The 15,172-nt window shown below is 71.0% G+C and carries 13 protein-coding genes; 5 read left to right on the forward strand and 8 right to left on the reverse strand.

The features are described from left to right. The first annotated feature begins 290 nt into the window (after nt 1-290). On the forward strand, nt 291-971 hold the full coding sequence (locus tag D7X32_RS03365; RefSeq protein WP_120601039.1) for a hypothetical protein: 681 nt from the start codon (nt 291-293) through the stop codon (nt 969-971). Nucleotides 972-995: 24 nt separating this feature from the next. Here the strand turns inward: D7X32_RS03365 and D7X32_RS03370 are convergent, their stop codons facing one another. The 3 genes from D7X32_RS03370 to D7X32_RS03380 form a co-directional block, all read right to left on the reverse strand. Then, on the reverse strand, nt 996-2,036 hold the full coding sequence (locus D7X32_RS03370) for a hypothetical protein (protein ID WP_120601040.1): 1,041 nt from the start codon (nt 2,034-2,036) through the stop codon (nt 996-998). A 135-nt stretch (nt 2,037-2,171) separates the two neighbouring features. After that, nucleotides 2,172-2,894 carry a lysophospholipid acyltransferase family protein gene (locus D7X32_RS03375; protein ID WP_120601041.1) on the reverse strand — a complete coding sequence of 241 codons (723 nt, stop codon included), beginning with the start codon at nt 2,892-2,894 and terminating at the stop codon, nt 2,172-2,174. Nucleotides 2,895-2,912: 18 nt separating this feature from the next. Continuing rightward, nucleotides 2,913-3,710, reverse strand: coding sequence for an SDR family NAD(P)-dependent oxidoreductase (locus D7X32_RS03380; protein ID WP_244238824.1), 798 nt, complete (start codon nt 3,708-3,710; stop codon nt 2,913-2,915). Nucleotides 3,711-3,915: 205 nt separating this feature from the next. On the opposite strand from D7X32_RS03380, the gene zwf reads away from it, so the two are divergent. From zwf to gnd, 3 genes are read left to right on the forward strand one after another with little or no spacing between them, the layout of a single operon-like run. Continuing rightward, entirely contained in the window at nt 3,916-5,457 is a 1,542-nt protein-coding gene (gene zwf / locus D7X32_RS03385; RefSeq protein ID WP_120601043.1) for a glucose-6-phosphate dehydrogenase, read from the forward strand. After that, nucleotides 5,454-6,119 carry a 6-phosphogluconolactonase gene (gene pgl, locus D7X32_RS03390; RefSeq protein ID WP_120601044.1) on the forward strand — a complete coding sequence of 222 codons (666 nt, stop codon included), beginning with the start codon at nt 5,454-5,456 and terminating at the stop codon, nt 6,117-6,119. The genes zwf and pgl overlap by 4 nt, the downstream gene beginning before the upstream one ends. Nucleotides 6,120-6,141: 22 nt before the next feature. After that, the gene (gene gnd, locus D7X32_RS03395; RefSeq protein ID WP_120601045.1) at nt 6,142-7,569 is read left to right on the forward strand and encodes an NADP-dependent phosphogluconate dehydrogenase; all 1,428 of its coding nucleotides are present in this window, start codon (nt 6,142-6,144) and stop codon (nt 7,567-7,569) included. 20 nt (nt 7,570-7,589) lie between these two features. Here gnd and D7X32_RS03400 read toward each other — a convergent pair whose 3' ends face one another. The 4 genes from D7X32_RS03400 to D7X32_RS45315 form a co-directional block, all read right to left on the reverse strand. Continuing rightward, complete coding sequence (locus D7X32_RS03400) at nt 7,590-9,227, reverse strand: acetate--CoA ligase (RefSeq protein ID WP_120601046.1); 1,638 nt, start codon at nt 9,225-9,227, stop codon at nt 7,590-7,592. Nucleotides 9,228-9,354: 127 nt separating this feature from the next. Continuing rightward, entirely contained in the window at nt 9,355-10,191 is an 837-nt protein-coding gene (locus D7X32_RS03405; RefSeq protein ID WP_120601047.1) for a zf-HC2 domain-containing protein, read from the reverse strand. Continuing rightward, nucleotides 10,188-10,745 carry an RNA polymerase sigma factor gene (locus tag D7X32_RS03410; protein ID WP_120601048.1) on the reverse strand — a complete coding sequence of 186 codons (558 nt, stop codon included), beginning with the start codon at nt 10,743-10,745 and terminating at the stop codon, nt 10,188-10,190. Before D7X32_RS03410 ends, D7X32_RS03405 begins: the two co-directional genes overlap by 4 nt. Before the next feature lie 111 nt (nt 10,746-10,856). After that, on the reverse strand, nt 10,857-11,027 hold the full coding sequence (locus tag D7X32_RS45315) for a hypothetical protein (protein WP_158625604.1): 171 nt from the start codon (nt 11,025-11,027) through the stop codon (nt 10,857-10,859). 146 nt (nt 11,028-11,173) lie between these two features. Here D7X32_RS45315 and D7X32_RS03415 point away from each other — a divergent pair, with 146 nt between their 5' ends. Continuing rightward, nucleotides 11,174-12,181 (forward strand): cupin-like domain-containing protein, encoded by a 1,008-nt coding sequence (locus tag D7X32_RS03415; protein ID WP_120601049.1) that lies wholly within the window; start codon nt 11,174-11,176, stop codon nt 12,179-12,181. A 7-nt stretch (nt 12,182-12,188) separates the two neighbouring features. Here the strand turns inward: D7X32_RS03415 and D7X32_RS03420 are convergent, their stop codons facing one another. Further along, nucleotides 12,189-14,945: a CHAT domain-containing protein gene (locus D7X32_RS03420; RefSeq protein WP_120601050.1), complete on the reverse strand. Its 2,757-nt coding sequence runs from the start codon at nt 14,943-14,945 to the stop codon at nt 12,189-12,191. Nucleotides 14,946-15,172: the final 227 nt, after the last annotated feature.

The raw sequence follows: 15,172 nt of genomic DNA on the forward strand, positions 1-15,172 counted from the left end.
CCTCCCCACCCCACGCGCCAAGGAGCCTCCGCCCAGGGAAGAGGCCCACCCACGAGGACACACCGGCGGCGTGGGGACGCGTGCGCCATCCGTGCACCTGCCGCGAGTCCCGCCATGCATCCAGGGCACGGAGCGCGCGAGGCACGCGGGATTCCACACGTTTGCATGCGCGCGGCGTTCCTTCCCCAGGTCCACGCACCCCATGCAGCAAGCCTGCCCGGCGCGCGGCGGTGCATCCGCGATCGGATTGATGGTTCACGCGCCGCGAGGCCAGTGCACAATGCGCCGCCATGCTTCCCGGTGTCTTTTCTCCGCTCGGCATCCTCGCGTCCCTGCTCGTGCTGGGCGCACTGGTCCTCGCCACGCTGTTCCAGCTCAAGCGCCGTCAGCGCGCCGCGTGGGAGGCGTTCGCGAAGGCGCACGGCCTCGCCATCGCGGAGCGTCGGATGGAGGTGCAGGGGCGCTATCAGGGGCGGCCGCTGCTCCTGGCCACGGGCAAGCGCGGCGCGGGAGGCAAGAAGCGCCACACCGTGACGGTGCTGCGGCTGGACCTGGAGGGCGCGCTGCCCGCGGACCTGCTGCTGGAGCACGAGCGTCCCGAGGACAAGGTCCCTGGCGCCGCCACCCCGCGCGAGGAGTCGCTGGGTGACGCGGAGCTGGACTCAGCCTTCCAGGTGGAGGGGCTGGCTCCCGAAGCGCGCCCCGTGCTGTTGGATCCGGGCGTGCGTCAGCGCCTGTTGGGCCTGAAGGGCCACCGCCGCGTGAGCATCAAGGGCGGCTGGCTCCAGGTGGAGCAGCGCGGAGTCCCCGCGAGCACCGCCGCGCTGGAGACGTTGCTCCGCGCGCCCCACGACCTGGCCCGCGCCGTCACCGGGGCCGCTCCCGCGCCGCCCGCGTCGAACGCGGCGGACGCCCCGCTGCACGCGGAGGCTCCGCTGGACGAAGAGCTGCCCGGCTCCGAGCACGCCTGAGCTTCCGCCGCGCCCGGCACCACGTCAGGCCCGGCGACGCCGGGCGCGCAGTCCCAGCAGGCCCAGCCCCACCCACACCGCCGGAGCCAACCCGGTGGTCGCGCAGTCACAGCTCCAGGGGTCGATGATGTCGTCGCCCTCGTCCCCAACCTCGATGGGCCGCCCACCATCCACCGCCGTTCCCGCGTCCGGACCGGGACGGTCGACGTACACCGTGACGGCCTTGGCCTCGACCTCGTGTCCCGCCGAGTCCGTCACGAAGACCTGGAGGACATGGCCTCCAGGAGCGAGCCCCGTGATGTCCCAGTCGCTCACGGAATAGACGGGGCCCGGGCCTTCCTGGGTCACCAGCGGCACGCCATCCACCCGGAACAGCGCGCGCACGCAACCCACGTCGTCGATGCACTCGCAGGAGAAGTCGGCGAGGGGCCCTGACAGCCGCTCGTCCTGGAGCGGGGCGATGATGCGCGCCGAGGGGGGCTGATCCCGCCCCACGACGAGCCGGAAGGACAGCTCCGCATCGGGTTGCTGCCCATTGCTCGCCACCACCGCCACGTCCACCTCCCCCAGCTGAGAAGGCGTCCACGTGAGGGTGCCCAGCGCATCCAGGCTCATTCCCGGAGGCGCGGTGCGCAGGACATACGCCGGCGCGGGCCGTCCCCGCGCGTGCACGCCGAGCCGATAGGGGACGTCCACCACGGCCTGGGTGACAGGCACGGTGGTGAAGACCGGAGCCAGGGGGTCCTGATCCGCTTCCGTCACGATGACGGTGCGCGACTCCAAGCCCGGCGCGGACAGCGTGAAGGTGGCCGTGCCGTCCTCGTTGTCCGCATCCTTCGCGGCCGCCAGCACCACCTCCTGGGGCGTGCTCCAGGTGGCCGGGTCGAACGTGAGCGACGCTCCTTCCCGCACCGAGAGGTCCACGTCGCCGTCCGTCCGCTCCACCGTGACGGTGAGCAACCCACCCGGGGTGCCGGACAACGGGTAGCCGGCCAACGCCACGCTGAAGGAAGCCGTGCCCCCTTCAACCACCCTCAGCGACGACACGTACAACACCAGGTGCAAGGGGTCGGGTGTTCCCGCCTCCGGCAAGGGGGTTGGAAGGGCAGGAGTCCCTGCCCACGCCGTGGAAGACAGACAGACCCCGAGCCAGCACAGGAGCAGGTGGCGCATGACCTGGACACTACCCCGTCCGTGCCCCTAGCCCACCCGCGCGAGTGCCTCCACGTACTGCTCGCGCACGCGCGTGGCCAGCGCCGCGGAATCCGGCCCGAAGCTCTCCGGCGGCAGCGCCGGCAGCACCTTCACCGTGACGGTGGCGCGAGGACTCATCCACGGCCCATCCCCATCCACCAGCTCACGCGTGCCGCGAACCAGCACCGGCACCACCGGCACGTGCTCCTCCAGCGCCAGTTGGAACGCGCCGCGCTTGAACGGCAGCAGCTCCCCGGGCGAATACGTGCCCTCCGGGAAGATGAGCACCGGGATGCCCCTCCGCAGCCACCGGCGGCACGGGCCCAGCAGCTGCTCCATGGACGTGGAGCTGCCGCGCACGATGGGCACGTAGCCCAAGAGCGTCATCATCCAGCCCACCAGCGGCGTGCGGAACAGCGACGCCTTCGCCACGAACTTGTAGGGCGTGAACAACCCCATCACCGCCAGGATGTCCGCGAACGACTGGTGGTTGACGACGTAGACGCACGGGCCCTTGGGCAACAGCTCCCGCCCCTCCACCCGCACGTTCCATCCAGGCGAGGCGTGCAGCCACAGCCCGTAGCACCACCGGCACACCAGCACGTGCAGCCACTGGCGGTCGGGGTCCAACGGGTACGCCACCACGAACAACACCGCGCCCAGCGTGAAGAGGATGGGCGCGGTGACCAGGAACAGCGCGAAGAACCACAGCGAGACGACGTAGCGCATGCGTGAGAGGAACCCCGTTCAGCGCGAGGCCGGAGGCGTCATGTTCGCCGCGAAGTTCATCGCGTAGTTGATCTCCAGACCGCCGTCCACGACCAGCGTCTGGCCGTTCACGTACGCGGAGCCCTCCGAACACAGCCATTCAATGGGGCGGGCAATCTCATCCACGTGGGCCACGTGCCCCGCGGGCACCTGCTCCTGCACCTTCGCCTCCAGCGCGTCCCACGCGTCGCCCATGTAGAAGCGGCTGGAGTCCGTGTCGATGTAGCCCGGGTTGACCGCGTTGACGCGGATGCCTGTGCCGGTCAGCTCCGCGGCCAGGTACTTCACCATGATCTCCATGGCGCCCTTCATCGCGCCCAGCAGGCCATGGAACGGCAGCGGCATGCGCGAGTCCATGCCGGACACCGCCACGATGCGCCCCTTGCGCCCCTCCATCAGCGGCACCGAACGCTGCGCGCCCAACAGGAAGCTCTTCACCGTGACGTTGAAGGTCTTGTCCATCTGGTGCAGCTTCGTCTGCATCAGCGGCGTGAACACCGTGGACGCCGCGTTCGCGACGAACACGTCCAGCGCCCCGAACTCCTCCTGGATGACGTCGAAGACGCCGTGGAGGCTCGCGGGCTCCAACTGGTCCGCGATGACCGTGCGGCAGCGGCGCCCCAGCGCTTCCACGTCCTTCGCCAGCGACGCCGCGGACTCCGCGTCCCGCCGGTACGTGGAGACGATGTCGTAGCCGGCACGGGCCAGCCGCAGGGAGACCGCACGGCCCACGCCGCGCGAGCCCCCGGTGATGAGCGCCACGGGAGAAGTCGTCATGGCCTCCAGGAGTACCATGTTCCCGCGACCCCTCTCACGCCCGGCCGCCCGCGCGCTCTCCGAAGGAGCCTGGGCGAGCGTCAGGGGGCACCCGAGCCCCGGGGCAGGCAAGACGTCAGGCCCGCATCATTCTCCTGCAATGCGCTTGCAGGGCCGCCAGATTAGCGCCTTAAGGTGCTCGGTCGAACCCAGAGGGAGACACCGCATGGACGCGCAGGGAGTGCACATCGAAACCCATCCCCGTGAGGGCGCACCGGTGTTCAGCGCGGGCCGCCCGGACCCCTGCACCCTGGTCCTCTTCGGAGCCACGGGCGACCTGGCCGAACGCAAGCTATTCCCCGCCCTCTTCGAGCTTGCCCGCTCCGGCCTGCTCCCGGAGCACTTCGCCATCGTCGCCTTCAGCCGCTCCAAGCTGGAGGACGCGTCCTTCCGCGAGCACGTGAAGGAGGGCCTCCAGAAGTTCGCCCGCACGCAGCCGCTGGACGAGGCCGCGTGGAAGCGCTTCGCGGAGACCATCGAGACCGCCTCCGGCGGCTACGACGATCCGGAGGCCTTCAAGCAGTTGGGCCAGAAGCTCCAGGACATCGCGAAGCGCCACCAGACGGGCGGCAACCAGCTCTATTACATGGCCACGCCGGCCTCCACGTTCCCGCAGATCATCAAGAGCCTGTCGGACGCGGACCTGCTCAAGCGCGAGGACCAGCCCGGCAAGAAGCCCTGGCACCGGCTCATCATCGAGAAGCCCTTCGGCCACGACCTGGAGAGCGCGAAGGCCCTCAACAAGACGCTGGGCGCGGCGCTGGATGAGAAGCAGATCTTCCGCATCGACCACTACCTGGGCAAGGAGACGGTGCAGAACATCCTGGTGTTCCGCTTCGCCAACGCCATCTTCGAACCGCTCTGGAACCGCCAGCACATCGACCACGTGGAGATCACGGCGGCCGAGGCGATTGGCGTGGAGGGCCGAGGCGGCTTCTACGACGAGACGGGCGTCATCCGGGACATGGTGCAGAACCACCTGCTCCAGGTGCTGGCCCTGTGCGCCATGGAGCCGCCGGTGTCCTTCGGCGCGGAGGACATCCGCGATGAGAAGAACAAGGTCTTCCGCGCGCTGCGCCCCGTGGAGGGCGGCGAGGTGCCCCAGCACGTGGTGGTGGGCCAGTACGCGGGCTACCAGGAAGAGAAGGGCGTGAAGAAGGGGTCCCGCACGCCCACCTACGTGGCCATGAAGATGAACATCGACTCGTGGCGCTGGCAGGGCGTGCCCTTCTATCTGCGCGCGGGCAAGAACCTGAAGAAGCGCCTGACGGAGGTGTCCATCCACTTCAAGTCGGTGCCCATTGGCCTGTTCAGCGGCGGCGGCGACACCTGCCAGCGGCTGCAACCCAACGTGCTCACGCTGCGCATCCAGCCGCACGAAGGCATCGCGCTGTCCTTCGAGTCCAAGATCCCCGGCGAGGACGTCAACATCGGCGGCGTCACCATGGACATGGACTACGCGGAGAGCTTCAAGAAGCCCGTGCCGGAGGCGTACGAGCGGCTGCTGCTGGACTGCATGCGCGGCAACGCGACCCTCTTCGCGCGCCAGGACAGCGTGGAGCAGGCCTGGGGCTACATCACGCCCATCCTGCAGGCGCTGGAGACGGACGCCGGCGGCACCATCCACACCTACCCCAAGGGCAGCAAGGGCCCCGACGCCGCGGACGCGCTGCCCGCGAAGAACGGCCGGCGGTGGTCCACGCTATGAGCCAGCCCCTCGTGGTTCCTTCGGAGCGGCTGACCCGCGAGGCCGCGGACTGGATGGCGCGGGAGCTTCAGAAGGCGCTCGCGACCAAGGCCCGGGTGAGCCTGGCGCTGTCGGGCGGCAACACGCCCAGGCCCGCGTACCGGATGCTCGCGGACCACCAGCTCCCCTGGGAGCGCGTGGACGTGTACTTCGTGGACGAGCGCTTCGTGCCGCCGGACCACAAGGACAGCAACTACCTGCTGGTGAAGGAGTCGCTGCTGACGCCGCTGAAGCTGCCGGACGCGCAGGTGTTCCGCATGCAGGGCGAGCGCACGGACCGCGACGCCGCGGCGCGCGACTATGAGAAGACGCTGCCCGCGAAGCTGGACGTGGTGCTCATTGGCGTGGGCGAGGACGGCCACACCGCGAGCCTCATGCCCGGCCATCCGGCGCTCCAGGAGCGCACGCGGCGGGTGCTGGCGGTGGAGCAGAGCGCCAAGCCGCCGCCGTGGCGGATGACGCTGACCTTCCCCGTGCTCCAGGGCGCGGGGGCGGTGCTGGGGTTGGTGGCGGGCGAAGGCAAGCGGGACGCCATGCGGCGGGTGCTCGCGGGCGATATGTCCCTGCCCGCGTCGCACGTGAAGAACACGCAGTGGATGTTGGATCCCGCCGCCCACGGGTGAGGCGGGCCCTCTGGAGGGAACGATGAGCACACAGACGAAGCCGGCGCAGTTCGGCGTGGCGGGCATGGGCGTCATGGGCGCGAGCCTGGCCCTCAACATCGCGGATCACGGCTTCCGCGTCGCCGTATGGGACCGCCACCCGGAGAGCATCCAGAAGGTCCAGAAGGAGAACCCGAAGCAGGCGCTGGAGGGCTACCCGGAGCTGGAGAAGTTCGTCGCCGGCCTGGAGCGCCCGCGCCGCATCCTCCTGATGATCACCGCCGGCGCCCCCGTGGACGAGATGATGGCGCGGCTGTTCCCGCTGCTGTCGCCCGGCGACGTCATCATGGACGCGGGCAACTCCTGGTACCTGGACACGCGCCGCCGTGAGGCCCTGTGCAAGGAGAAGGGCTTCCACTTCCTGGGCATTGGCGTGTCCGGCGGCGAGGAGGGCGCGCGCAACGGCCCGTCCATCATGCCCGGCGGACCCAAGGACGCGTACGCGCTGGTGCAGCCGGTGCTGGAGGCCATCGCCGCGCGCAGCGAAGAGGGCCTGTGCGTCACCCACGTGGGCCCGGAGGGCGCGGGCCACTTCGTGAAGATGGTGCACAACGGCATCGAGTACGCGGACATGCAGCTGCTCGCGGAGACGTACGACGTGCTCCACCGCGGCCTGGGCCTGGACACCGCGACGTTGGCCGACCTGCTCTCCAAGTGGAACGAGGGCATCGCCGAGTCGTTCCTCCTGGAGACCACCATCAAGGTGCTGCGCAAGCGCGACCCGGAGACGGGCAAGCCGCTGGTGGACATGGTGCTGGACAAGGCCGGCCAGAAGGGCACGGGCAAGTGGACGGTGCAGGTGGCGCTGGACCTGGGCGTGCCGGTGCCCTCCATCGCGTCCGCGCTGGACGCGCGCAACCTGTCCTCGCGCAAGGAGGAGCGCGTGGCCGCGAGCAAGAAGCTCCACGGCCCCACCGTCTCCCTCACTTCGGAAGAGCAGAAGGAGCTGGCCCAGTGGGCGCATGACGCGCTCTACGCGGCGCGCGTGGTGACGTACGCGCAGGGCATGCGGCTCATCCAGGCGGCGTCGGACGAGTACAAGTGGGGCGTGTCGCTGGCGGAGATGGCGCGCATCTGGCGGGGCGGCTGCATCATCCGCGCGAAGCTGCTCACCCCGCTGCGCGAGGCCTTCCAGCAGCAGCCCACGCTGCCCAACCTGATGGTGTCCGAGGCCTTCGCGCCCGTGCTGGAGAAGCTGGCCCCGGGGTGGCGCAAGCTCGTGGGCGCCGCGACGAAGGCGGGCATCCCCGTGCCGGTGTTCAGCAGCAGCCTGGCGTACATGGACAGCTACCGCAGCCCGGAGCTGCCGCAGAACCTCACCCAGGCCCAGCGCGACGCGTTCGGCGCGCACACGTACCAGCGCCGGGACAAGCCCGACGCCGGCTTCGTGCACTCGGACTGGCTGAAGTAGTCCCCTGCCCTGCGCGCCGCCTATTTCTTCTGGGTGGCGCGCAGCTCGGCGCGGCGGATCTTCCCGCTCACCGTCTTGGGCAGCTCCGTGACGAACTCAATCTCGCGCGGGTACTTGTAGGGCGCCGTGGTCTTCTTCACGAAGTCCTGCAGCTCCTGCGCGAGCTCCGGGGACGGGGTGTGGCCCGGCGTGAGCAGCACGTACGCCTTGATGCGCTGGCCAATCTTGTCGTCCGGCACGCCGATGACGGCGGACTCGGCCACCGCCGGGTGCTCAATCAGCGCGGACTCCACTTCGAAGGGGCCCACGCGGTAGCCGGACGTCTTGATGACGTCGTCGGAGCGCCCCACGAACCACAGGTAGCCGTCCGCGTCGCGCACCGCGCGGTCGCCGGTGATGTACCAGTCCCCCCGGCTGCTGGCGGCGTTGGCCGCGTCGTCGTTGAGGTAGCCCGCGAACAAGCCCACCGGCCGCTCCGGCTTCACGCGCACGGCGATGTCGCCCTCCTGTCCGTCCGCGACTTCATGGCCGTGCTCGTCGATGACGGCCACGGTGAAGCCCGGAGACGGCTTGCCCATGGAGCCCACGCGCGGCTCCATGCCCGGGAAGATTCCCACGATGACCACCGTCTCCGTCTGGCCGTAGCCCTCGCGGATGTGCAGCCCCGTGGCCTCCTTCCACGTCTGGATGACCTCCGGGTTGAGCGGCTCTCCCGCGCTCAGCGCGTGGCGCATCGAGGACAGGTCCACCGCCTTCAAATCCTGGAGCACCAGCGCACGCCACGCAGTGGGCGGCGCGCAGAAGGTGGTGACCTTCTCCCGCTCCAGCACCTTCAGGAAGGCCACGGGGTCGAACCGGCCGCGGAAGTCGTGGACGACGTTGCACGCGCCCACGCTCCACGGACCGAAGAGCTTGCCCCAGGCGCACTTCGCCCAGCCGGTGTCGCTGAGCGTGAGGTGCCGGTCCTCCGGCGTCAGGTCCAGCCAGTAGCGGCCGGTGATGAAGTGCCCCTGGCCGTAGCTGGACTGGGTGTGCAGCACCATCTTCGGCATGCCGGTGGTGCCGGACGTGAAGTAGATGAGCAGCGGATCATCCGCGCGCGTGGGCGGGAACGCCGTCGCCTGTCCCTCCGCCAGGGGCTCCGGCGCATAGCGCGTCCACGGCGCGGGCGCGTCGCCGGTGGACACCCACGTCGTCACGCCGGGAGCCTGTCCCCGCACGCCCTCGAAGCGGTCCAGGCAGCTTGCGTCGGTGAGGACGGCCTTCGCGCCGGAGACCTCCAGCCGGTAGCGGATGTCCTTGGCGGTGAGCATGGGCGTGCCGGGCATGAAGACGATGCCCGCGCGGATGCAGCCCAGCACCAGGAACCACCACTCCGGCACGCGCGGCATCAGGATGAAGACCCGGTCGCCGCGCTTCAGGCCCAGCCCGGTGAGGAAGCGCGCCGCGTGCAGCGAGCGCTCCTTCAGGTCCTGGAAGGTGAAGCGCCGCGAGTGCCCGGACTCGTCGGACCACTGGAGCGCGGGGGCCTGGGGCCGCTCGGCCGCGTGCCGGTCGATGACGTCCGTGGCGAAGTTGAAGTGCGCCGGCCGCTCCCACCGGAAGTCCCGGCGGGTGGACGCGTAGTCGGCGGAAGCGCGGGGCGGGGACTCGGGCATGGGCGGCTCCTGGGGTGTTCCGACAACCCCAGCAGCCTGTCACGTCATCCCGAGCGGTGAGGCGGAAACCCCGCGCGGAGCGCCCGGTGGTGGACGCTCGTGACGCGCGGGGAATCCCGGGTGCTTTTCAGCGGGCGGCTTCTTCGCGCAGGCCCTTCGCCAGGCCGCGCGCTTCGTCGCTCCAGCCGGGCTCCTTCAGCCCGGCGACCTGGTCGAACGCGGCCGCGGCGGAGTCCTTCTGGCCCAGGGCGCGCAGCGCGAGCGCGCGGTTCCACAGCGCCTGGGGGTTGCGCGGAGCCTTGGGCAGCACCTGCTGGTCCAGCCGGTTCAGCGCGTCCTGGTAGCGGCCTTCCTGCAGTGCCACCACCGACAGGTCGATGTCTCGCTCCAGCGACTCGGGCTCGCGCGCCAGCACCGCCTGCGCCTGCTGCCACTGGCCGTGCAGCACGTAGGCCGCGACGATGCCGCGGAAGTCCTTGCGCTCCTCCATCTCCGCCAGCGGACGCAGCGGCAGCGTGACCTTCCCCGCCTCCAGGCCGTCCGCGCCACCGCGCATGGGGCTGTAGGGACGGTGGATGTCCGCGCGCGGATCAGACAGGCGGGCCTCCAGCTCGCGGGTGGTCTGGTTCGCCAGGAAGACGACCGCCGGCACGTCCGCGGCGGGCAGCATGCGCGGCACGAAGATGGCGCAGAGGCTGGCGGCCATGGCCAGCGGCGCCACCACGCGCGCGTTCTTGCGCACCCACGCGCCCAGCGCCACCACGTTGCCCTGCGGCTTGGAAGCAGGCTGCTCCGCCACGCCCGTGCCCAGGGCCCGCGCCGCCAGGAGCTCCAGCTGGAGCAGGTCCCTGAGGCCGCCCTCGCACGCGGCACAGCGCGGCAGGTGGCTCCGGAATCCTTCGGCGTCGGACTCGGACAGCTCGCCGTCCATGAAGAGGTGCAACCGGGTGCAATGCGCGTTCATGACTGGACTCCCCGCTCCCGAGCCACCGCGACGCTCGGAAGCAGCAGTTCCCTCAGGTCCCGGCGCGCCAGCGTCAGCCAGCTGCCCACGGTTCCGACGGGGACGTTGAAATGTTCAGCGATCGCCTGGTAGCGGCGACCCTCGGCGTGAAGCTTGTACGCGTCCCGCAGGTGCGGCTTGAGCTGCTCGATGGCCGCCTGGAACGCGTCGTTGCCCACCAGCTCCCAGTTCTCCCGGTCCCCGTCCCCCGTCACCGGCAGGTCCTGCACCAGCGCCAGGTGCGGCAGCCCCCGGCTCTCCGTGCGCTGCCGGCGGCAGTGGTCCAGGAACCGGTTGGTCATCGTCGTGCACAGCCACGCCGCGCACGCCGCTTCCGTCCGGTCCTTCAGGTGGCCGTACTCCGGCAACGCCCGCTCGAAGGCCTCCTGGACCAGGTCTTCCGGGTCCAGGGCGCCGCGAGCGCACAACCGCCGCGCCACCGCCAGCAAGCTGGGCCGGTGTCGCTGGATGAACGCCTCGAAGTGGCGCCGTTCGCGGTTGAAGAGGTTGGCCATGACACAAGGCCCCGGAGTGACTGGTGGGCTTTCCTGACTAAAGACGCCGAGCGGTTCGTTTCTTGAGAGAAAAATGCCCGGAAGGGCAGACAAGCCCGCCGGGCAGGGGGCTCAGCGAGCCCCTTCCGCCCCCTCCAGGAGGGGGGCCACCGACGGCGGCGGCAGCGGGCGCCGCCGCTTGGGGCCGCGCTCCTGGCAGTTGACGTACGAATTCTTCACATGAGGGGCGCTGCGGTCCGGCTCGAAGGCATTGACGGCGGAGGGCATGTCTCCGGGGATCATGGGTCGCTTCTCCTGGTACGGCGGAAGTCCGGCGAAAACCGGGGATGGGTGGAAAAAGACTGGTGGAGTGGTCCATAGCACGCCCCGCCGCACCGGCAGGAGGGGCCCCCCAGGGCCATTCCTTCAAGAATTTCAAGGAGTTCCGAATGAACGAGGACAAGTCTCCGCTGCACCCGGCGTGGCGACAGTGGCTGGCGGAGAACCTGGCACTGGGCGTGTCGGTGGAAGACGTACAGCAGATGCTGGTGCAGGCAGGGGTGGACCCGGCGTTGGCGCGGGAGGAGATCGCGGCGGTAGGGCAGCACCCCTACTTCAAGGCGGCGCTCCAGGTGGCCCGGCACTTCGGGTGGCTGGAGTCGCTGATGGATGTCTACAGCGAGCTGCGCGCCCGGGACGGGGGCCGGGAGCTGGAGGTGCGCGAGGGCGTGTCCCCGGAGGAGTTCTTCCGCCGCTACTACCTGGGCCACCGGCCGGTGGTGCTGCGCGGCCTGATGAAGGACTGGCCCGCGCTGGGGCGCTGGTCGCTGCCGTACTTCCGCGAGCGGTTCGGCGCGGTGGAGGTGGAGGTGATGGTGGGACGCGACGCCAACCCGGAGCACGCGGCCGAGCAGGACCGGCACCGGGCGCGGATGCCCTTCTCGGACTTCCTCTCCAAGCTGGAGGCGGCCGGAGAGACGAACGACTTCTACATGGTGCCGCGCAACGACAACTGGGGGCGCGAGGGGCTGGCGCCGCTGCGCGACGACCTGCGGGCCCCCGCGGGAATCATCGACCCGTCGCTGCGGCCGGAGCAGCTGACGCTGCTGCTGGGGCCCGCGGGCACCGTCACCCCGCTGCACCACGACAACATGAACATTCTCCTGGGGCAGGTGATGGGCCGCAAGCAGGTGCGGCTGGTGCCCTCCTTCGAGCGCCACCGCGTGTACCCGCACCGGGGCACCTTCAGCCACGTGGACGCGGCGAAGCCGGACCTGGCCGCGCACCCGCTGTTCGCGGAGGCCTCGGTGCTGGAGGCGGTCCTGGAGCCCGGTGACATGGTGTTCCTGCCCGTGGGCTGGTGGCACTGGGTGAAGGCGCTGGACGTGAGCGCCAGCGTCACCTTCCATCACTTCCTCGTTCCGGGAGGCAACACGCACCTGGATGCTCCCTTCTGACGGGGGTTCAGTCCGCCCGCTCCACCAGCAGCACGAAGCGCGTCCAGGCGGCGCGGGCGTCGCGCGCGAGCCACGCCTGGCGCTCGTCGCGCAGCGCGATGGCCGCGGGCTTGCCGGCGTGGATGCCCCTGCGCACGCCGTCGAAGAAGCGGCCGGCGGCGTCCGGGATGTCCACCGTGGAGGCCAGCACCGCGCGGGCCCCGGAGTCGATGAAGGCCGCGGGCAGGCTGAAGGGCTCCGTGCTCTGGAGGGACGCGGTGCGGCCCGCGCTGCACGCGGCCAGGAACACGGTGGGCGCGCCGGTGAGCCGCTGCTCGCGCACCACGTCCGCGGTGAGCGCGTAGCGGCCGTTCACCTCCGGTGACAGCACCACCAGCGACGCGCCGGAGATGCTGGGGTCGGTGATGCCGTGCGCGTGGATTTCAATCTCCGTGGCATCCGCCATCCGCTCCAGCACGCGCGAGGGCGTGGCGTCCGCGCCGGACAGCACGTCCGGCGGCGCGGCGCCCGGCTCCGCCTCCGGCGTCCACGAGGGGAGCCGGGGCAGCTGCAGCAGCGACGGCGCGTCCACGCCGGCCACCACCAGGCGGCGCGTGGACATGGAAGCAGGCGTCGGACGCGGCCCCTGCGCGCGGCCCAGGCGGAAGCTCCAGGCCATCTCCGGCGGCAGCAGGTCCGTGCGGCCGAAGAGGGGCGTCCACGCGAACACGTCCACGCGCTCGCAGCCGGCGAGCGTCTGGCGCAGGGGCTCCGGCACCAGCCGGGACGAATCCGTCCGGGCGAAGGGCTCCCGGCGGGAGCCGTCGTAGTAGCCCTTCACCTCGCCCTTGGGGCCCAGCGCCACCAGCGTGGTGCGCTCGGCGTGGATGCTGGCCGCCAGCGCGCACCGCGAGGGCACGGGCGTGCCCAGCTGCGCGGCCATCAGCGCCACCACCTTGGGGAACTCACCGGCGCGGCCCGCGTCCGCCGCGAGCGACGAATAGCTGAGGGCCCAGGTCTCACGCCCCAGCACGTCGCCGCGGGGCAGGGCCTCCGCGTCCGCGATGGCGCGCTTGAGCAGCGCCTCTCCCCCGGCCCGGTCCTGGTCCAGGAGGAAGCGGCCCTCCAGGTAGTGCGTGTAGATGCGGTCGCTCTCCGGGATGGAGTCACCCTCCAGGGCCCGCGTGGTGACCGTCTTCAGCCACTGCGCGTCCCGGGGGCCGGAGCCGAAGCGCGACAGCTCCGCGACCGTCGCGCCGAACACGAGCTCCATGGGGTTGTCCGCGCAGGCGTCCGCCACTTCCAGCTCGCGCCGCGCGGCGTCCGGCCGCAGGTCCAGGTAGTACAGGTGCGCCAGCTGCACGTGGGGCCAGGAGCAGCTGCGGGTGGCGCCTCGCGCGGACCACTCCTCCAGGTAGGCGCGCGCGCTGCCCAGGTCGTTGCGGGAGCGCGCCACGTGGCTGAGGATCTCCAGGACGCTGAACTCCGTGTCCCACTCCCGCAGCTGCCGGGCGCCCGCCCACAGCACGCGCGCGTGCTGCTCCGCCTCCGTGAGGCGCTGCAGGTCCGTGTAGAAGATGGTCAGCCGGCGCTCCAGGTCCAGGCAGCGCACCGACAGCGTCGTCTCACGGCAGCGCTGGAGCGCGTTGAACAGCCGCTGCTCGGCCTTCCACCATGAGCCCTCGACGACCTCCTGGCGCGCCTGGTCCCGCTCCGCGATGTACGTGAACCAGGGGTCGCCCATGCGGCCGATGCGCGCGACCATGTCCTGCAGGCGGGTCAGGGAGCCGTTGCGGCTGCGCAAGAGCGCGCCCAGATAGATGTCGTCATCCCCGGACACGCGCGCCCGGTCCAGCAGGGTCTCCGGAACGCCCTGGCCCGCGCGCAGCGCCTCCGCGTACTGGCGCGCCAGCTCCGCCCGGCGGGAGAAGTCGCGCTTCGACACGCGCTGCACGTAGTCCGTGAGCACGCTGCCGCCCTGCAGCCGGTCCAGCTCCTTCGCCAGGGGCAGCAGCGACAGCGCGCGCTCCTTCGACGCCGCGGTGCGCACGGCATCATAGAAGACGCCGCGCACCGCGCCCGGGAGCTGCCGGGCCGCGTCCATGGGCAGCGGCGCCTTGGGGTCTTGCACCAGGGCCATCGTCGCGTCGCGCGCGGCCTTCCACTGGCGCTGGCGCTCCAGCGTGGACTCGCGCAGGGACAGCGCCTGGGCGTGGGCCTCACGCCCCCAGCCCTGCTCGTTGCGCTTCGCCACCTCTTCGAACAGCTCCGACGCGCGCAGCGTCAGCCCCATCTCGCGGAACACCAGCGCGCGGTTCCACAGGGCCTGCGTCAGGCCGGGCTTCGCGGTGAGCGCGGCGTCCAGCAGGCGCAGCGCGCGCTCGTGGTCGCCCTTGGCGAGCGCCACCGCCGCCAGGTCGCTGTCACGCTCCGGAGAGGCCGGCAGGCGCTCCAGGAAGGACGCCGCCTGGCTCCACTCGCCCTCCAGGGCATAGGCCGCCGCGATGCCGCCCCAGTCCTCGCGGGCCTCCATGCGGGCAAGCGGGCCCAGGGGCATCGGCTCGGTGGGCACCGGGCAACCGCCAGCGGGGGCACGCGAGCGGTAGCGGTCGGCTTCCGGGTGCGTCAGGCGGGCCTCGATGCGGGCCGCCGCCCGGCGATCCGCCCAGAAGGTGTCAGGAACGGACTGCGGCTGCGCCCGGGGCTTCAGGGCCGCGACTCCCGCCGCCAGGAGCGGGAGGGCCAGCGCCAGCGCCCAGAGACTCGTTTTCGCCGGCTTCACCATGCGGTCCCCTCGGGCGTCTCCCCCCTGCCGCCCTTCCGGGACGTTCTACACCAACCTCCGACGAACGCCGACCTGGCCTCGCGTCCTGCCTCCAGGCGTCCCATGACGCGGTGGGCAGCAAGGCGGTGGGAAAACAGGCGCATCGGATGTTTTGGGCGACACACGCTCCAATAGACGGGCTGGTCCGCCGATCTTGAAAAAAGGCCCCACTTCCCACGTTCGATGCG

The organism is Corallococcus carmarthensis (assembly GCF_003611695.1).
In the GTDB taxonomy this organism is placed as follows: domain Bacteria; phylum Myxococcota; class Myxococcia; order Myxococcales; family Myxococcaceae; genus Corallococcus; species Corallococcus carmarthensis.